Source organism: Paenibacillus sp. S-12 (genome assembly GCF_030363895.1).
Classification (GTDB): Bacteria; Bacillota; Bacilli; order Paenibacillales; family Paenibacillaceae; genus Paenibacillus_B; species Paenibacillus_B alvei.
Genome location: NZ_JASIUF010000008.1, coordinates 283,924 through 300,642, shown reverse-complemented (window position 1 = coordinate 300,642; position 16,719 = coordinate 283,924). Strand labels below are relative to the sequence as shown.

The window sequence follows — 16,719 nt, the reverse complement described above, 5'->3', positions numbered from 1 at the left end:
TATTTGTATAATGATTACCAAGCTATAAGTCCCCTAGTTCATCTTGATTTCGAATTTTGCTCCCGCTTCGCCTGCGAATACAATCGTGCCGCTGCTTTGCAGCTCAATTCCTTTTTTAGCTGCCGACGATATCATATATTGTACGGGCTGACCCAACTCATTGTATACCGTAAATGAAGCATGCTTAGGCATTGATGTAACTGTCAGCTTCTTGCCAGCAGCTGCTTCAGGCAGCTTGAACCATCTTGCATATCCATTCTCTTGAATCGTTACCGTAGACTGCGAGCCTAGATAAAATGGCTTCAGCGTATCTTCAGATACGAACAATGTCCCAGCTCTGTCTAAATATTCGATGCCATCATTCGTAATGAAATTATACTCCATCGTGTCTCTTCCGTTCATTCCAGGGATTTGTACAGGATTGCTTGCTGAATCTGGCCCTAGAATTTCGTTACCGTCAACATAACCAGTCAAACCGTCAATCTTCTTCATTTTTATGCTATCCACAAGCAAGTAAAAAGCAGAATTATATTTTTCAGTAACCGGAAAATACTTCTTCCCGGTACGCTTCGCCCAGGCGGCGTCCACTTCCTTGGAAATCTCATTTCCCGTAATCTTCTCGCCTGAATAATGAGACACGGCCATTTGAGGGAACCCTGGCCTATTCATGTACGAGCTTGCCCATAAATAAGTGCGTCCGTTATCTCTCGTAACAAATCGAACCTTTGCCGTCCCTTCAGCGTTTACAAACGATCCGTCAGCGGTATATACATACTTTTCTTCTGGCATACCCGGCATTTGGTTGTAACGAATAGACAACTCGCCTGTCTTCGTTATTGCTGCCTTCATAATAAGATCATTTGCTGCATAATAGCCTGAATGCTTTGCGACATCAGCCGGCATTGAAGCCTTGACAGGCTTGCCGAATGATTTTGCTGCCTTGAACTCCTTGATCGTTCCCTTCTCCTTCAGCGCTTGCAGTATCATGTCGTTGGCCAGCATCGTATTGGTCATACTGCTTCCACTCGATGACAGCACCGCAGCTGCCATATTCTGTTCTGGCAACACGACAAGTGATGCATGATACATAAATGTATCCCCGCCTTTGTTTTCCGCTTGAATCCCGTAGCTGTTAAATGGATACAGCTCCACACTGTCCCAGCCAAGACCATAGTTGAGTGTTGTGTCAGCATCACCTTCGGGCCACATTCCTTTTTTGAACTCTTCCGCACGCATTGCCTTGACAGAGTCAGAAGACAAGATTTTATCGTTTTGTCCCGTAAAAATTTGCGAGAAGCGAACAAGATCCTCAGCCGTGGAATATATGCCGCCTGAACCAATAAGGTTCGTATTTTCAGTCGGGAGTTGTCCTTCAAAGGCCGGATGATATATTCCAGCGAATTTTTTGGAATCAACCTGATCTAATGGTGTCTTCGTATGGTTCATTGCTAACGGTTCTGTAAAATATTTATGAAGGAATTCGGTGAAGCTCATGCCGCTGACTCGCTCTACGACAATTTCAGCTAACGTAAACCCATCATTGCAATATACAGAATAGGCGCCAGGATCTGCCTTTAGCGTTTGCTTTTGCAGTTGATTCAACAGCGTATCATGAGCTTGCGAGTCGTTATCTCCAAGCAAGAAGGCACTCCCCATCGTAGTGCCTCTCAACCCAGAGGAGTGATTAAGCAGCATCCGGATTGTAATGTTTTTATAGCGTTCGTCCTTCATCGTGAAATCCGGAATGTACTGCACAACAGGCGAATCTAGGCTTACCTTGCCATCATCAACGAGCTTCATGACGGCTGCAGCGGTGAACACCTTACTCGTTGATCCAATTCCATATATGGTGTCTTTTGTAAGAGGAACTTTTCCCAATGCATCATTTTTTCCAACTTGGCCGGATACAACGATCTTACCATGATCAATGAGCGCATACTGTACACTTGTTGTGCCGAATGATTCCGTCAGGAGCTTTGCCTTTTCGGCCGCTGCTTTTTTGGTAGCCGCGTAATTCAAGTCCGCTTTTGCATTCGCAGCTAACGCGCTTGTCGGAACAATCATGGTTACCATTAAACACAGTGCCATCAACCAGGATAACCTTTTCTTCACTTAGACGCCTCCCCAATTTATAAACTTAAATATAGTACGGATAAACGATAAGAAAAGTTCAAATTATTCCCCTTTATGTATGATTTAACCTTATATGCATCCCCCCTCAACAGTATGTTGAATCCCTTGATTTAGCCTCAGCAGCATAGCTTCCGGATTGTCACATCTGAACACTACAGAACGGATTAAAATCGTCTTCCCTAACAAGTTCTTTGTCTCGACAGGTTCTTTGAGTACGATTTCAAATTGCGGAGTATCAAAAATAAGGACGGCATAGTGTACATCTTTCGGGATTTTCTCACCCATATTTATTTCTTTCGCTTTCTGTATTTCGGCAACATTGTCCAAACCCACTTCAATACTGTTTAGATAGCCGCAGCGTATAATGATCCGATTTCCTTTGATTAAGTGAGGCAAGTATTTCGCTGAATTATACAATGCCATCATATAGAACAGTCCGTAAATATTTATAGCTGAAAGGAGCCATGCTGCAAGTTGACTCCACATTAAGACGAGAAAATGAAACAGTACACCTTCAATTACAAGTAAAATAGACAAAAAAATGGCCATTGTTTTGAACTGAGAGTGTTGATGATACGGAAACAGCTCTCCCCGCTCCTTAGACGGCTTTAACATCCAGATCACAATTGAAAAATAGAACATACGGCGTGCATCCGACACGATGCTAGACATCTTCAACCCCCTTTCCCATTAAACATAGTGAATACAACAATACCCCCACTTCTAACACGCCTCTCCTCCTCTAAACCCTGTTTTCTGCATGGGATAGGCTTAATTGATTTGCTTCAAATCGGTTGACGGCCTCTTTGATATATTCCTCTACTTCCTTGGAGAAGATAGACACATTTATTTGGGGATGATCATTCAGATCGATTTCTGCGATTTTCTGCTGATAATGTGGTGCAATACGTTCATTCATACTGCTAATCATGTGCTCGATTACACGCTGAACCTCTTCTTCAACTGGTGATATACCTTGCTTGCAGTAATACTGCAATTGATTCACAATCGTAAGCATCTCCCTTTCAAATTCGAGCCGTTCCTGAGGGGAAAGATGCTGTAGAAGGACATGCTCGATCACTGATTTGGGTAATCGCGCTGATAGCCACTCCTCTTGCTTCTTTTCATGATGAATCGAGTGAATAATCGCTAATAACAGATCACTGTCCAGCTCCTCATCCTGCATGATCCGCTCAACCCGTGTTATCGTATTGATTACATAATCCAGCTCTTCGCGTTTCTTCTCCAGCATAACCTTCTGCTTTTGCAATGTATCGCGTATCTGATGTGAATCATGGTTCGCAAGGTAATCCAAGATTTCTTGCAACGAGAACCCAAATATTTTAACGTAATAATTTTCTGCATAGTGGGAATGTCATCCTTACTATAGAGACGATGCCCATGTTCATTGTAGCTGGAGGGTGCAAGCAATCCTTTTCGATCATAAAAATGAAGCGTCCGTTCGGTTACACCCGTGAGTTTTGCAAAAGCCTTAACAGTATACATGTGTTTCACTCGAACATCTCCTCTCGCCCTATTACCATCAATGTACACCATGACGTTACGTCATAGGCAAGATTGTTTTTGAAAATAGAAAAAAAGCATTTCACCCTTATACGGAGAAATGCTGAAGCTTGGTAATATCCTATTCCACGAATTAAGAAATAACGGTGTAACTAAACTTCTTCTTACCAAAGTTAATTGCAGCCTGATGGTTAGCCGCGCTGTACTTCCCGAAATAAACATCAATCCAGCGATAGGAAAGTTTGCCCGTATTCTTCAGATCGCCTGTGTCTTCTACAATAAATGTATTCAGGACATTTCCGCCAGGAATCGTAATATGCTCGTTATTATTGAGTACAATCATCGTTCCGAACGGATAAACAGGCTTGTTCCAGTTCCCTGTCCCCCAAGAAGTCGGATGTACAGCAACACCACCAATGTAAGCAGCCTTGCCACTTGCAAATACAGGCTTGTTATCCCCAGATGCCCCTGTATAGGCGGTAAAATCTTCATTTACATATGTCGCATCCGCCTTCACTGAAGGTACACCGGTAGAAAGTAGCGCAGTTGAGATCATAATGGTCGCCATTCATTTTTTCATCTGAACCACTCCCCTTATTCGGACAATATCCTCCCTGTCCCTGCATCAAAATCAATCTGCCTCAGCTGATTGTGTTCATCTCGTCCAACAATTGTAATCATTGGAACTCCCTCAACGGCCTGAAGAATAAAGTGATATCCATTTGCCCATCCTCTGCCAGGCTTCAGGTTGCTTGCCCGCTTGCTTTGGTCAGCCACAGTCGTACTGTCGATTTTAACCCGATCAGCCGCTACAATATATTCAGGTCTGTAAGGCCCTACTCCGGTTATGATCCTCTCAACCTTTCCATATCGAATAGCAACAACAGCGCGCTGGACTCCTGGAGCAGCAACCTGCAAGTTCCAACGGCCTCTCGTTCCTTCTTGTCCACTTGCTTCTCCTAAATCGTCATCCACGCTTGTCAAATAAAGGGGAACGGCTTCGGGATTCCATTTCTTTGCCGCGAACATGCCAACATATAGTGCATCGAGAAGCGTCAATTGGCTGCGAGCGCCGATCTGCTTCTCTATCGATGTATCCTCAACAAACCTGTATACCAATAATGAGCACGCCAATACGATGACCGCGCTTAATGTGGCACACCATTTATTCATTTTATGCAGGCACCTTTCTATCTTGTTTTAAAGATATAGAACCAGCATCTTCACCTTATATTTTCATATTGCTGTCTTTACTCTATCAGGCCCGTTGAGATTCACTCCATAGACGATTGTGGATTTTTTCTAAACTCCATGACCCCCCACTCATCCTTGAAATAAACCGAATAGCAGTGCTTCAAGCTGCGCCTCATCATGGTTTGCAATCGTTGACATACTGTTGTCATGTTCTCTATGGCATACTATGAATAATAGGAAAGTGAAGGAGGAATTGAATTCATGACCGCGATTCGTTATACAAGCAAGGCTGCGTTAATCGATGAAATTCACAAAAGATACGGGCTTCTCGACAAGGAGTATCATGACATTGAGGATCATGTAAGGGACATCCGAATAACGGGGGTTGATCGAACTCCTGCTGAAATTATCGCCTACCAATTGGGCTGGCTGAATCTGGTGATGGAGTGGGACAAACAGGAACAGAGTGGAGAAATCGTTCAAATGCCTTCTCCTGAATACAAGTGGAATCAACTGGGGGCTTTATATCAATCTTTCTATGATGCATCTTCACCATACTCTTTAACAGAATTACGCTTTCAACTAAAGGAGACGGTGAAACAATGGATAAAATGGATTGATGGTTGCAGTGAAGAGGAATTATTTACGCAAGGAATGCGCAAATGGACGGGAGACAAGCCGAATTGGCCGATGGCTCGCTGGATTCATATTAATTCTGTTGCACCGTTCACATCATTTCGGACGAAGATTCGGAAGTGGAAAAAGAGTTATCGCAATCCTCTCATTCCGTAACCCAGCTGTACAGCGGCATATATCTGTTGTTTTTTATCTTCTATTCTCTACTTGCCGCTGTACGAAGCCAGGCCTCATTTCACCTTTTTATATCTTATATTCTATATGTCTGTTTTATTTATCTGTTTTATTTTTCATTGATCCATCATTCTATTGATGAGCATGTTTTATAAGAGAGGCAACGTCATGGATTGCGGTCCGTGCAGCGCCGCTTATACCGGCAAGCTGGAAAAAACCATGATTGACTCCGTAGTACTTCCTGCATTCCGCACCAACACCCGCTTCTAGCAGCCGCCGATACAGCATTTCTCCCTCATCTGCTAATGGATCGAATTCGGCAAGCAGAATATGCGTATAAGGTAGTCCCTCCAAGTCGTTACGCAGAAGCGGGCTAGCCTCCGGATGATCAACTGGAATATTTCGCAGATAAGCTTCAAACCCGCTAAGCAGCGTATCCCGAGTAATAACGAAATCATCTCCGTATCGTTGATAGCTATTGCTGGAACCGCTTGCGTCTAGCATTGGATAAATCAGGACTTGTCTGGTGGGCATCCATTCCTTTTGAGCCTTAAGCCGCAAGGACGTAATTAACGCTATATGTCCGCCCGCGCTGTCGCCAGCCAATGTAATCTCGTTCGGGTCTCCTCCCCACGACTTGGCATGCTCTCGTACAATATGCGCAGCCTTATAAGCATCATCATGTCCAGCAGGATAGACATGCTCTGGCGCTAAGCGGTAGTCAACAGCTACTATCAGTATCTTCGCTAGATTAGCCAGCGCTCTGAGCTGGCGATCATGCGTCTCTAAATCACCACTAACGAAACATCCGCCATGATAGTAAATCATGACGGGAAGATCCGACTCGTGCGAAGGACGATATATGCGTAAAGGGATAGAATCGATCGTGCAATCCGTGATCTCACTTACGGGTTCCGCTGCACCAGCGAGCGCAACTGAGTCCAAATAGCCTTGACGTCGTTCATTGAAGCTCTGCAGTCTTGCAGAAGGACGTCCTGCTTCAATAAATTGCTTCACTATTTCTCGAATTCCTGGTTCCAATTGATTCAAGATCTCCATTATGCCGATTCTCCTCTGACTGAAGTGCAAGATTTCAGTGGTATTTATCCATCTGTATTTATGTTACACGGGAAAGGTCGAAGATTGCAATTTTTATTTGACCGGTATTCTGAACTCCAGCTCTGGGATATAGTTCTTATCCGAGCCTTTTCTAATAAATGGTTTAATAACGATCAGCTTAGGCTTTGCCTTGAAGGGCTCATATGACGTAGAAAAGATCATGCCTTTACCCTCCCCTGAAGCATTTCCTGCAATCGCATTTTGTAGATTTCCTTGCTCATCCTCGATTTCGAACTCGAGATTGAGGAAATCATCCACCTTATATTTGTCCGGTATTGCTTCCAGCATGCTATGATAATCTTCGTCTCCGCTTACCCCGTGGACACCGACGAGCAAGCGGGTTGTGATGGGGGTCATTTCAACGCGATCTATACTCATATTTATCGAATCATGCAATTTCTTCTCTGCTGTTCTCAAAATGATGTTGCGGGCAGTATCTTTCTTAATCGGGAAGCGGAACTCGTATTTCTGATCAACATCCGCTAAATACACAACCATTTTCATCTCGAATGAATCAGGAAGCTCCAGATCGGCTGAATCCAAGGCCGTAACAATAATCGAATGTGGAGCATGCTCTCCCCCTGGCTGCAGACCCATTGATGTATTTATCTGCTTGTCTTGCATGTAAAAATCGATACTATTCCCCTGAGTTCCCTGCATTCGCTGCTTGTTCCATTTTTGAAAAAAAGAGTCCGCAGTTCCTTCCTTATCCTCTCTGCTTAGTACAATAGAGAGCCGGCTGCCGTCATATATCAATTCCGAAATCGATAATGTTACATCCTTGTGGGTAACGCGTTGATTAACGGAAGTAAGCATCCCTTTGTCCTCTGCAGATTGAAGTCCAAGATCCCCAACCAGCTTGAACACACTGTTCATCAGAGGAATCTGCTTCAATGTCTGGGCAATCGCTGGAGAGGCAAGACCTGAAAAAATCAACACAACACCGAGTCCTGCGACACCTGCCGTTGATATCAACATTCGCCGCAGCCATCGGCTCGCCCGTCTTCGCCGATTCCGTAATGGAAGCATGTCTTCAATGATATGATACGTCTGATCCATTCGGCTGCGAATGAATTCAGGCAGCTCATTCCTATATGGTTCTCTAAGTTGTTCGAGCTGCTGCTCGATAGGCAGTTGTATCTGTTTCATCCGTTCATCTTCCTTTCTACAGAGTCATCCAGCCAATCTGCAAGAGTATGTCGGGCTCTGTGCAGCCGGGTCTTTACCGCACTGACGGACATGTCCATCATTTCAGCAATCTGATGCATGGGCAAATCTTGAAAATAAAACAAGATAACAATATTTCGAGATACTTCCTCAAGCCGGTAAATCGCTTGACGCAAATCAAGACGATCACTGATTTCCGGAGGAGCCTCTCCGATTTCCGGCAGCTCCGCTAACATAATAACACGAGCCTGCTTCCGCAAGATCATATTGCACTCATTGATCAATATACGAAAAAGCCATGTCTTAAAGTAGGCATGATGATTTAAGCTTGGCAGCGCACGGTAAGCTTTGTACACGGCTTCCTGCATTGCATCCGCACAGTCTTCATCCCTTCTGACAATGGATCTGGCCATATTGTACATTTGGACTTCATGCTTCTTGATGAGACGAATGAAAGCCTCTTTATTTCCTTCCTTAGCCAACCTCACATCTGTCTCTATATCGATTTCTATATCGGTATACAAGCCGTTTCTTCTCCCTTCTTTACCCCATACACGCGACTAGCTGTTAATTAGATGCATAAGATTGGCAAAAAGTTTCCTTTCGCGAAAAAAAAGCTGGCAAATGTTCACTTTCGTGTCATTTGCCAGCTTTTTCTCACCAGTATTACATGTAAACATTTATTTTTCCGTCTCTTTATGTTTCCAGTACAGACGCGTTTCATGAACGACTACGCCAGACAACCCAAGCAGTGCGATCAAGTTCGGCAATGCCATCAACCCGTTTACGATATCTGCAAGCTTCCATATCATATCGAGCTTTATAAATGCACCAAAACCAATGATTGCAATAAAGACAAGCCGATAAGGCAGGATCGATTTCACGCCGAACAAGTAAACCATGCAGCGCTCGCCATAATAGTTCCATCCTAATATTGTCGTAAAGGCAAACAATATCAAGCATAGCGTGAGTACAAAGGAACCATATGGCAATGCTGCATCAAATGCAGCCTGTGTCAAAGCAGCACCTTCCATAGGGCCATTCCAGACTCCGGTTACGATCAAGGTTAAGCCGGTCAGCGAACATACGATAATCGTATCAATGAATGTCCCCGTCATCGAAATAAGACCTTGCTCGGCTGGCCATTTCACCTTGGCAGCTGCTGCAGCAATCGGTGCGCTTCCGAGACCGGATTCATTCGAAAATACCCCTCTCGCGATTCCGTTGCGTATCGCCATCATAACCGTGGCGCCGAGGAAACCTCCTCCAGCTGCAGTCGCATTGAATGCCCCATGGAATATTAAGGACATTGCATGGGGAATCTGATCCGCAAACGTGATGAGCACGACGAAGCTAGCGATAAAGTAAATGATAGCCATAACAGGAACAATCGTAGTCGTCACATGCGAAATACTTTGAATCCCCCCGATTGTAACAAGGGCAGTAACAATTGTAACAATGACCGCAGTTACAATTGCCGGCACACCAAGACTCGTCTCAGTAGAGGTAACAATCGCATTAATTTGCGGGAAGGTACCGATTCCAAGAAGTGCGACCAGCACGCCGCTAATGGCGAAGAACACAGCCAAAGGCTTGAATTTCATGCCTAAGCCCTTCTCAATATAGTACATTGGCCCACCGAGTATTTGTCCATTATCATCAATATTGCGGTACTTAACGGCTAGCAGCCCCTCCGCATATTTGGTAGCCATTCCGAAGAAAGCAGCGATCCACATCCAAAATAACGCACCTGGTCCCCCTACCTTGATTGCAGTCGCAACACCAACAATATTCCCCGTTCCGATTGTGGCGGCAAGTGCAGTCGCAAGCGCACCGAAGCTGGATACATCACCAGCCCCCTCGTTTTTTGACTTAAATATGAGCTTCAAGGCAAGCGGCAAGCGAAACAATTGAAGGACACCTAAACGAATTGTGAGTAATATCCCCGTCCCTACCAACAAAATAAGAAGCGGCGCCCCCCATACGAAACTGTTCAATTTGTCTAACCAATGTTCAATCATTGCAAAATCATTTCCCCTCGTCTTGAATAATAAAAAGAGCCAAATCGTATGATTTGACTCTGGGGACATGCGTGCAGAATTAAAAAAGCTTTCGCCAGGAACATGATAATACAACCCAAATAAAACTTATGTTTCCTCTGCATCTGCATCCCTGTCCTTTTACCTGAGAGTTTTAACGATTCGATCAATGCGATTCGTCTTGCCCCTTCGGTGCCCCAATGATGGAGTCTCTCCAGAGTCCTGTCCATTTACGGTCCTGCTTATACATACTCGCAATTGCTGCTCGGTATGCCAAGCGCCTGAGAGCTTACCCCTTCGGCTAGACGTGTTGTCTATCTCCCGCAAACTTCATCCAGTTATAAAGTTGTAGGTTACATTATAGTTGACCTCATCGAATTAAGCAATATGAACTGCTTAGTAAATCATCCCATTATAGGATGGAATTTTCGTCATATACTCCTGCCGAGCCTCGTTCAGTAGGTGAATCAATTCTTTCATATGCTGTTCGGTCGTATCAAAATTGGTAATACAAGCACGAAGCGCCGGGGTATCCTGTATGGTGAAAATCGAGATCCATGCCTTGCCTGTAGCAAGTACCTTCTCATGTATGAATCGCACGAAATCCATATCATGATTTGCTAATGCTGCCTGATCATTAAAACAAACAACTGGCATTATCGTATCATTCATAATCGACCATCCCGATCGTTCAAGCTCCTGCCGCAAAAAATTGCCGCTCTCAATCTGTCGTTGTACGAGTAACCGGTACCCTTCCCATCCCGCCGTTGCAAGCGACATATATAGCTTCAGCCCGATAAATCTGCGTGACCACTGAATGGAATGGGTGTATGGATCAAACGTCTCCAATTCGGTGCCTTCCTTGGGCATATAGTCCGCTGTCATTCGGAAGGTCTGCTGCAATATATGGGGATGACGGGTGAAGTACATACCTGCTCCCATTGGTACAGACAGCCATTTATGTGCATCGAATGTAATGGAATCTGCCCTATTAATTCCTTGCAGCCAATTGGCCAATTCTGGCGCCAATATCATAGCACCGCCATACGCTGCATCAACATGCAGCCATATCATTTCCTGTTCAGCCAGCTCCGCAATATGCGCAATCGGGTCAATGGCCCCTGCACCTGTCGTTCCAGCCGTAGCCACAATCAAAAAAGGGGCAAAGCCAGCTTCGCGGTCTTGCCGTATTTGAAGGGCTAGCGCTTCCGCATCCATCTGCAAAGATGCATTCGATCGTATACTTCGGATAGAATCCGTACCCAATCCGCAGGCACGAGCCGCTTTTACTAAGGAATGATGGCTCTCACTTGAAGCATACATTACAGGGGGCTTATCCAGGCTTGCAAGCCCTTTTGTTGTATATTCCGGGAAATGATCGCAGAGAGCTGTAAGTACGGCTGTCAAATTAGCTTCTGCTCCTCCCGTCGTAAATGTTCCATTTGACGTTTCTCGCGGGTAGCCGAATCGCACAGCGAACTCTCGCAATACATAGTTCTCAATTTCAACTGCCAGAGGAGCATGACTCCAAACAGCCAGCTGCGGATTAAAGGCTGCCGTTATCGTATCTGCCACGATTCCCATAAAGTTCGGACGCGGATTATACAAGCCATAATATCCCGGGTGTGCCGTATGTACCTGATATCTCCGCAACCCTTCTACAATGTAATGTACAGCTTCCTTCGGTGTAACTGGGTTGTGGAAATCGATTTGCTCCGCATACTGTACAATTTCTGTTGGGTTTAACTCGGGAGATACGTTTACCTCATCCGTATGTTTAAGATAATGACAGATTTGATCGATCGCATATTTCCCTTACTCCATCTGTTCTTCTGTTGACAGATCAAGTGTTGGATGTAAATGTACCATAAATCAAAGCTAACCCCCTTCATATCTGAACCGCCTTGACGGCGCCGTTTCTTTCGTGTTCAAGATTACAAATAATGCGCCTCATTGAAAAGGTACAGTTTTCCATATTGTGATGGGGTCAGTCCCATTGATATAAAAAACTCGTCTCTAGAAAATAGAGACGAGTTCCTGAGCCCGAATTATTCAGGCAATCGATAAGCCGCAAACGGTTCACCGAATCGGAATGGACGACTTATCTGATCCAACCGATCCAATTGCTCCATCTTCAATTCAACATCAACACTGTTTATGTTGTCATGTAGCTGCTCCACCTTCGTCGCTCCTACAATAACGGTCGAGACGCAAGGCTGATGCATGAGCCAAGCTAGTGAAAGTGCACTTGGGGTACATCCTGCACCAGCTGCCAATTCATTCACCTGCTCACTTAACGCGAAACGTTCTTTATTGAAAAATCGGTGGAAGTTTGGATCAGTATCTGCTCTTGATCCTATCGGCCTTTGCTCTTCAATACGATATTTCCCGGTCAGAATTCCCCCTGCAAGCGGATAATACGGAATAATCCCTATTCCTTGATCTTTGCAAAGTGGAACCATCTCCTGCTCTGGGGTTCGATCGGCCAATGAATAGCACGTCTGCATGGACACATAACGATTGAGGCCTAGCCGCTCACTAATGCCTATTGCCTTCATAAGCTCCCAAGCCGAATAATTCGATGCTCCAATATATCGAACCTTGCCGGAACGAACCATATCATCAAGCGTTCTAAGCGTTTCTTCCAGCGGAGTATGCGGATCGAAAGTATGTATTTGATACAAGTCGATATAATCGGTGTTCAGTCGCTTTAAGCTGCTGTCTAATTCCTGCTGCAAGTGAAAACGCGATGAACCCCTCTCATTTGGCCCCTCCCCCCGAATTAACCCGGCCTTCGTTGTGAGCACAATATTATGCCTGACTCCTGAGAGCGCCTCTCCAATAATACGTTCAGATTCAGTACCCGCATAAATATTAGCTGTATCAATAAAGTTAATGCCATAATCTAATGCCTGATGAATGATGCGAGTCGAAGCCTGCTTGTCTGCACGCTTGCCGAATGCATTAGTTCCTAATCCAAGCACAGATACCTTCAATCCACTCTTGCCGAGACGACGATACTGCATGACGATCAACTCCTCATTTTATAATCTGCAGCAATAATTATATCACAAGCGCTGCGTATGATTTGAACTTATCATATGAACTTAGATGAGAAGCAAAATCAGAACCCTGCTCCGGATTCAATCCTGTTGAACAAAAGAAAAACTCATGCGAGCATGAGTTTTCTGCAAAATGTAAGTCCATTATTCTTTTACACAAACGGAAATATTTCTGGGCATTGTTTTGGAAAGCTGATGCTGCATACCTCTGGTATCGGTATTAATGCTCTAGGTTGACAAAATGTAGCTTCAACCATCATCGGTATTATAAATTTCACTACAAGTTCCAAACACCAATCCAATTGCAGCTCAATCGTTAAGCTGTCAGTGAGTCGAGCATCACAATGGATATCGAATATTTGAGAAGTAATGTTGGATTCATCTAATGGGAGTGGTAAGCAGAGTGATACTTTCTCGTTATTCTTGACTAATAGTGTAAACGTACATGTTTCTCCTGTTCCGCTATCCGTTAATGTAATAGTTACTTCTGCAGAGCACGTGGTCAATACAATAGCTGCTTGCGATCCGATAATGGGCAGCGGCAGCCGCTTTACAACCGTGACGCTGCATTCTCCCGAAACTGGCACTACATTGCAGCTCACAAGCACTTGCCTACCGCCAGCAATTGCTTGTTCTACGAAAGCTCTGCAGTCTTCCGGAATAGACTCTTCAATGACAAAATCACTCCGATTGACCACCCAATCGAACAGTTTGCTGACAGAAATACACTCTAAAGTACGAACAACGAGCGTCGTAACCGTAGCTGTAACAGGAGGCGTATTATCTGCCTGTGCAGTAGCGCTGTTGGTAACCGTCCCTTCTAACAAAGGAATGACCGTAATGACAATCGTCTGTTCTTGCTGCCCTTCTAATGTACCCAAGAAACAAGTGACGGTCTGCCCAGATACAGAACAGGTACCTCCTTCAGATTGAACACTGACAAATTCGACCGTAGGGGGAATGACATCATTTACGATTACATTCGTTAGAGGAAGCTCCCCTAAATTCGCGACACTGATTGTATATTGCAGCGGACTGCCGAGAAGTGCTGGGTTGCTTGAAGCTTGCTTCGAAATTGCGAGCGGCTGTAATACCGTAACGTCTGCAGTTGCTGTTTCAGAGTCTTCGACATTATCTGCGGTCACCACTGCTGTGTTCGTTAATGTTCCTACTATAGATACAATTGCTTCGATCGTAAGATTTGCACATGACCCAGGGGCAATGTTGCCGAACGACGCTGTTATCGTTTGCCCTACCTGCACAAATGTGCCTTCAGATACTTGGATGTCAGTGACATCAACGCCTGCAGGCAATGTATCCACTGCAACCACATTTGTTGCCACTGTCTCTCCCATGTTGCACACCGTCACTTGAAATGTGACTTCATTGCCAAGCGTTACTAGATCCGGTTCGGCAAGCTTCTCAATAGTTAAAAAAGCAGGAGGAAGCGCATTGACAGTCGTCTCAATTGTGGATGATACTGGAGGCGTCTGATCAGATGTCGCTGTAGCGGTGTTCGTTACGATGCCCGGAGCTGTAGGAATAACCGTAATCGTGATGATTTCAGACTGACCTGGAGCAAGGGCGCCAATTAATGCAGTTACCGTGCCAGCTACTTCAGTTACGGTTCCTTGTGTAGATTCAGCAGATACGAAGACGAGGCCAGGTGGTAGTACATCCACCACTTCTACTCCGGTTAATAAATCTGTAGTTTCATTAGACACTACGATCGTGTATACAAGCTCCTCACCGACAGTTGCGGGATCCGGTCCAGCGAACTTCGATATCAATAACTCAAGTATCGGTTGTTCGATAACTAGAGTTTCTGTTGTCGAGATTTGGGGTTCAGTCTGATCTGAAAAAGTCGTTGCTGTGTTCAAGACTGTACCTGTAACCGTTGGGATTACGACGATAAAAATGACCACTGTCTCTCCTGGGGCTAGTGAACCAATGTCATTCGTAATTGTCGTGCCGTCGAACGAAATCGTACCTTGATCCGATTCAGCAGATACAAAGGTGGTTCCTGCTGGCAGCGGATCATTCATGACGACGTTGGTTGCTGTGCTCCCCCCGATATTTGAGACAAATATAATATAGACGAGCTCCGAATTTACGGCGACGATGGGGGGAAAGTCCAATTTCTCAATTTCTAGAATTGGAGGCGGCAGTGGAATTACGGTATTGACTGCGGTTGAGGAAATGATGCCGGTCTGATTTGCTTGAGCTGAAGCAGTATTGGATATGAGACCAGCCGCTGTTGCCAGCACGGTAATATTGACGGTTACACTCTGACCAACAGGGATCGTCCCAATATCTACGGTAACCGTGCCAGCAGCAAACGATGCCGTACCTTGTGTGGTTTGCACGGATTGAAACGTTACACCAGCAGGGAGCGGGTCAGTAAGTACGGTGTTCACAAGCGGGGAATCTCCATCGTTGCTGACGACAATGGTATATACAATTTCTTCTCCAACAGTTACTGTATCCGGGAAGGAGTTCTTCTCTACCAGCAAGGTTGGCGGGATGTTGTCAATTTGAATCGCCAGCAAATTGACGGTATATCCGTCGCCATTCGTTCCGAATTGAAGGGCTGCTGAAGTTTGCCCATTCACAAGGCTGGAAGAAATGTCTACGTTGGCAATATCCCATCCTTGGCGATTACCTTCAATGATATTCGTCCCTGGCTGCCCAGGTATCGGATTGCGATCGCCGAATGTAGCAGTTGGATTGATATTCCCGTTATCATCATAGATTAACGACTGGAAAAAGTTATTCGTAAACCCTGCCGGCTGCGGGATCGTAGTAAGGTTGGCCAGAGTGGGTCCAAATCGTACGAAGTCACCCGTAATCCCAGCATCTCCTTCTTGTGCGCTAACGAGCAGTCGCCCGGTAATAGGCCCGAATGAAGGGGTTTGGAAGTTCCCAATCATCTCGTTAACTGGCGGAGATACCGATTGAATCGGCACGTTCCCGACATATAAATTCATGCTGCGGAATGGTAATGCAGGATTTACGTATACGACCCCGAGTGTCCAGCCGGCGAAGCTAGTCGTATTCGGATCCGGAACCAGTGTTCCAACGATTTTGCCAGCCCCGTAAGTGCCCGCACCGCCTCCAGCAACAAGCGCTGTTACGTTCGCAGAGCGAACATAGCCTAAATCGCCTTGAATATTAACCGCATAATTGAAGAATGTCTCTGGCTGGATATTGAACGTGCCTGTTGGTGTGCTGAATCTGACGGGGTCATTCAAGCGGGCTGATAAGTCTTCCCCGCCTGGCGTATTGATTAAATAGGTTCCACCCCATACTAATTCAGCGTATACAACCGTACTTCCCGGAGTGAGAACAAGCGAGTTTGTTGAAAAATTCATCATATATATATTCGTAGTTCCCCCGCCAGTCGCAGGACTGGACGGAACTGTGCCGCACACCGAGTTCGGATTATTGATAATAAAGGAGCCGATCGCATCAGCCGTACCCGGTGTGCAAGCAGGTGAAAATCTGGAGGCGCGGCTAATTCCGAGGGAGTTCCCGGTAAACGTAATCGCACCTCTCGTTATCGTACTGAAGCGCAATATGAATGACATTATCTACACATCCTTACAGCATACGTGATAGTATGATCATCATATTCTGTACAGGTGCCTTTAGTTCATTGACCTTATTTAGGC

Annotated in this window: 14 protein-coding genes and 1 riboswitch; of the genes, 1 reads left to right on the top strand and 13 read right to left on the bottom strand. The window is 45.2% G+C overall.

What is annotated here, in order from left to right:
* Positions 1 to 33 precede the first annotated feature (33 nt).
* The 6 genes from NO352_RS08910 to NO352_RS08890 all read right to left on the bottom strand — a co-directional run bounded on the left by NO352_RS08910 (position 34) and on the right by NO352_RS08890 (position 4,830).
* Complete coding sequence (locus NO352_RS08910) at positions 34 to 2,112, bottom strand: serine hydrolase domain-containing protein (protein WP_289355393.1); 2,079 nt, start codon at positions 2,110 to 2,112, stop codon at positions 34 to 36.
* 90 nt (positions 2,113 to 2,202) lie between these two features.
* A complete protein-coding gene (locus NO352_RS08905) occupies positions 2,203 to 2,805 on the bottom strand; it encodes a hypothetical protein (protein ID WP_289355392.1) in 603 nt (200 codons plus the stop codon).
* Between the two features lie 70 nt (positions 2,806 to 2,875).
* The gene (locus NO352_RS08900; RefSeq protein WP_289355391.1) at positions 2,876 to 3,385 is read right to left on the bottom strand and encodes a hypothetical protein; all 510 of its coding nucleotides are present in this window, start codon (positions 3,383 to 3,385) and stop codon (positions 2,876 to 2,878) included.
* Positions 3,349 to 3,639 carry a MerR family transcriptional regulator gene (locus tag NO352_RS25110; protein WP_353961243.1) on the bottom strand — a complete coding sequence of 97 codons (291 nt, stop codon included), beginning with the start codon at positions 3,637 to 3,639 and terminating at the stop codon, positions 3,349 to 3,351. The genes NO352_RS08900 and NO352_RS25110 overlap by 37 nt, the downstream gene beginning before the upstream one ends.
* A 151-nt stretch (positions 3,640 to 3,790) precedes the next feature.
* Entirely contained in the window at positions 3,791 to 4,225 is a 435-nt protein-coding gene (locus NO352_RS08895; RefSeq protein ID WP_289355390.1) for a hypothetical protein, read from the bottom strand.
* A gap of 26 nt (positions 4,226 to 4,251) precedes the next feature.
* Positions 4,252 to 4,830 carry a hypothetical protein gene (locus tag NO352_RS08890; RefSeq protein ID WP_005549303.1) on the bottom strand — a complete coding sequence of 193 codons (579 nt, stop codon included), beginning with the start codon at positions 4,828 to 4,830 and terminating at the stop codon, positions 4,252 to 4,254.
* 282 nt (positions 4,831 to 5,112) lie between these two features.
* Here NO352_RS08890 and NO352_RS08885 point away from each other — a divergent pair, with 282 nt between their 5' ends.
* Positions 5,113 to 5,643, top strand: coding sequence for a ClbS/DfsB family four-helix bundle protein (locus NO352_RS08885; RefSeq protein WP_289355389.1), 531 nt, complete (start codon positions 5,113 to 5,115; stop codon positions 5,641 to 5,643).
* A 150-nt stretch (positions 5,644 to 5,793) separates the two neighbouring features.
* On the opposite strand, the gene NO352_RS08880 is transcribed toward NO352_RS08885, so the two are convergent.
* The 7 genes from NO352_RS08880 to NO352_RS08850 all read right to left on the bottom strand — a co-directional run bounded on the left by NO352_RS08880 (position 5,794) and on the right by NO352_RS08850 (position 16,635).
* Positions 5,794 to 6,720, bottom strand: a complete 927-nt coding sequence (locus NO352_RS08880) for an alpha/beta hydrolase (protein ID WP_262866771.1) — start codon at positions 6,718 to 6,720, stop codon at positions 5,794 to 5,796.
* Positions 6,721 to 6,813: 93 nt separating this feature from the next.
* Entirely contained in the window at positions 6,814 to 7,929 is a 1,116-nt protein-coding gene (locus NO352_RS08875; protein ID WP_289355388.1) for a DUF4179 domain-containing protein, read from the bottom strand.
* Positions 7,926 to 8,471, bottom strand: coding sequence for a sigma-70 family RNA polymerase sigma factor (locus NO352_RS08870; protein ID WP_005549312.1), 546 nt, complete (start codon positions 8,469 to 8,471; stop codon positions 7,926 to 7,928). The genes NO352_RS08875 and NO352_RS08870 overlap by 4 nt, the downstream gene beginning before the upstream one ends.
* 156 nt (positions 8,472 to 8,627) lie before the next feature.
* Positions 8,628 to 9,968 carry an alanine/glycine:cation symporter family protein gene (locus NO352_RS08865; RefSeq protein ID WP_289355387.1) on the bottom strand — a complete coding sequence of 447 codons (1,341 nt, stop codon included), beginning with the start codon at positions 9,966 to 9,968 and terminating at the stop codon, positions 8,628 to 8,630.
* 141 nt (positions 9,969 to 10,109) lie between these two features.
* Positions 10,110 to 10,214: riboswitch (glycine riboswitch) on the bottom strand.
* A 168-nt stretch (positions 10,215 to 10,382) separates the two neighbouring features.
* Positions 10,383 to 11,639, bottom strand: a complete 1,257-nt coding sequence (locus NO352_RS08860; RefSeq protein ID WP_289355386.1) for a pyridoxal phosphate-dependent decarboxylase family protein — start codon at positions 11,637 to 11,639, stop codon at positions 10,383 to 10,385.
* A 395-nt stretch (positions 11,640 to 12,034) separates the two neighbouring features.
* Positions 12,035 to 13,012, bottom strand: coding sequence for an aldo/keto reductase (locus tag NO352_RS08855; RefSeq protein WP_289355385.1), 978 nt, complete (start codon positions 13,010 to 13,012; stop codon positions 12,035 to 12,037).
* 188 nt (positions 13,013 to 13,200) lie between these two features.
* Positions 13,201 to 16,635 carry a BMQ_0737 family morphogenetic spore coat protein gene (locus NO352_RS08850; protein ID WP_289355384.1) on the bottom strand — a complete coding sequence of 1,145 codons (3,435 nt, stop codon included), beginning with the start codon at positions 16,633 to 16,635 and terminating at the stop codon, positions 13,201 to 13,203.
* Between the last annotated feature and the right edge of the window lie 84 nt (positions 16,636 to 16,719).

What these genes read in the sequence shown, in the direction of transcription:
- NO352_RS08890 (WP_005549303.1), bottom strand. Translation starts at nt 4,830, where the DNA reads ATGAATAAATGGTGTGCCACATTAAGCGCGGTCATCGTATTGGCGTGC.
- NO352_RS08875 (WP_289355388.1), bottom strand. Translation starts at nt 7,929, where the DNA reads ATGAAACAGATACAACTGCCTATCGAGCAGCAGCTCGAACAACTTAGA.
- NO352_RS08885 (WP_289355389.1), top strand. Translation starts at nt 5,113, where the DNA reads ATGACCGCGATTCGTTATACAAGCAAGGCTGCGTTAATCGATGAAATT.
- NO352_RS08865 (WP_289355387.1), bottom strand. Translation starts at nt 9,968, where the DNA reads ATGATTGAACATTGGTTAGACAAATTGAACAGTTTCGTATGGGGGGCG.
- NO352_RS08900 (WP_289355391.1), bottom strand. Translation starts at nt 3,385, where the DNA reads ATGCTGGAGAAGAAACGCGAAGAGCTGGATTATGTAATCAATACGATA.
- NO352_RS25110 (WP_353961243.1), bottom strand. Translation starts at nt 3,639, where the DNA reads ATGTATACTGTTAAGGCTTTTGCAAAACTCACGGGTGTAACCGAACGG.
- NO352_RS08850 (WP_289355384.1), bottom strand. Translation starts at nt 16,635, where the DNA reads ATGTCATTCATATTGCGCTTCAGTACGATAACGAGAGGTGCGATTACG.
- NO352_RS08895 (WP_289355390.1), bottom strand. Translation starts at nt 4,225, where the DNA reads ATGGCGACCATTATGATCTCAACTGCGCTACTTTCTACCGGTGTACCT.
- NO352_RS08880 (WP_262866771.1), bottom strand. Translation starts at nt 6,720, where the DNA reads ATGGAGATCTTGAATCAATTGGAACCAGGAATTCGAGAAATAGTGAAG.
- NO352_RS08855 (WP_289355385.1), bottom strand. Translation starts at nt 13,012, where the DNA reads ATGCAGTATCGTCGTCTCGGCAAGAGTGGATTGAAGGTATCTGTGCTT.
- NO352_RS08905 (WP_289355392.1), bottom strand. Translation starts at nt 2,805, where the DNA reads ATGTCTAGCATCGTGTCGGATGCACGCCGTATGTTCTATTTTTCAATT.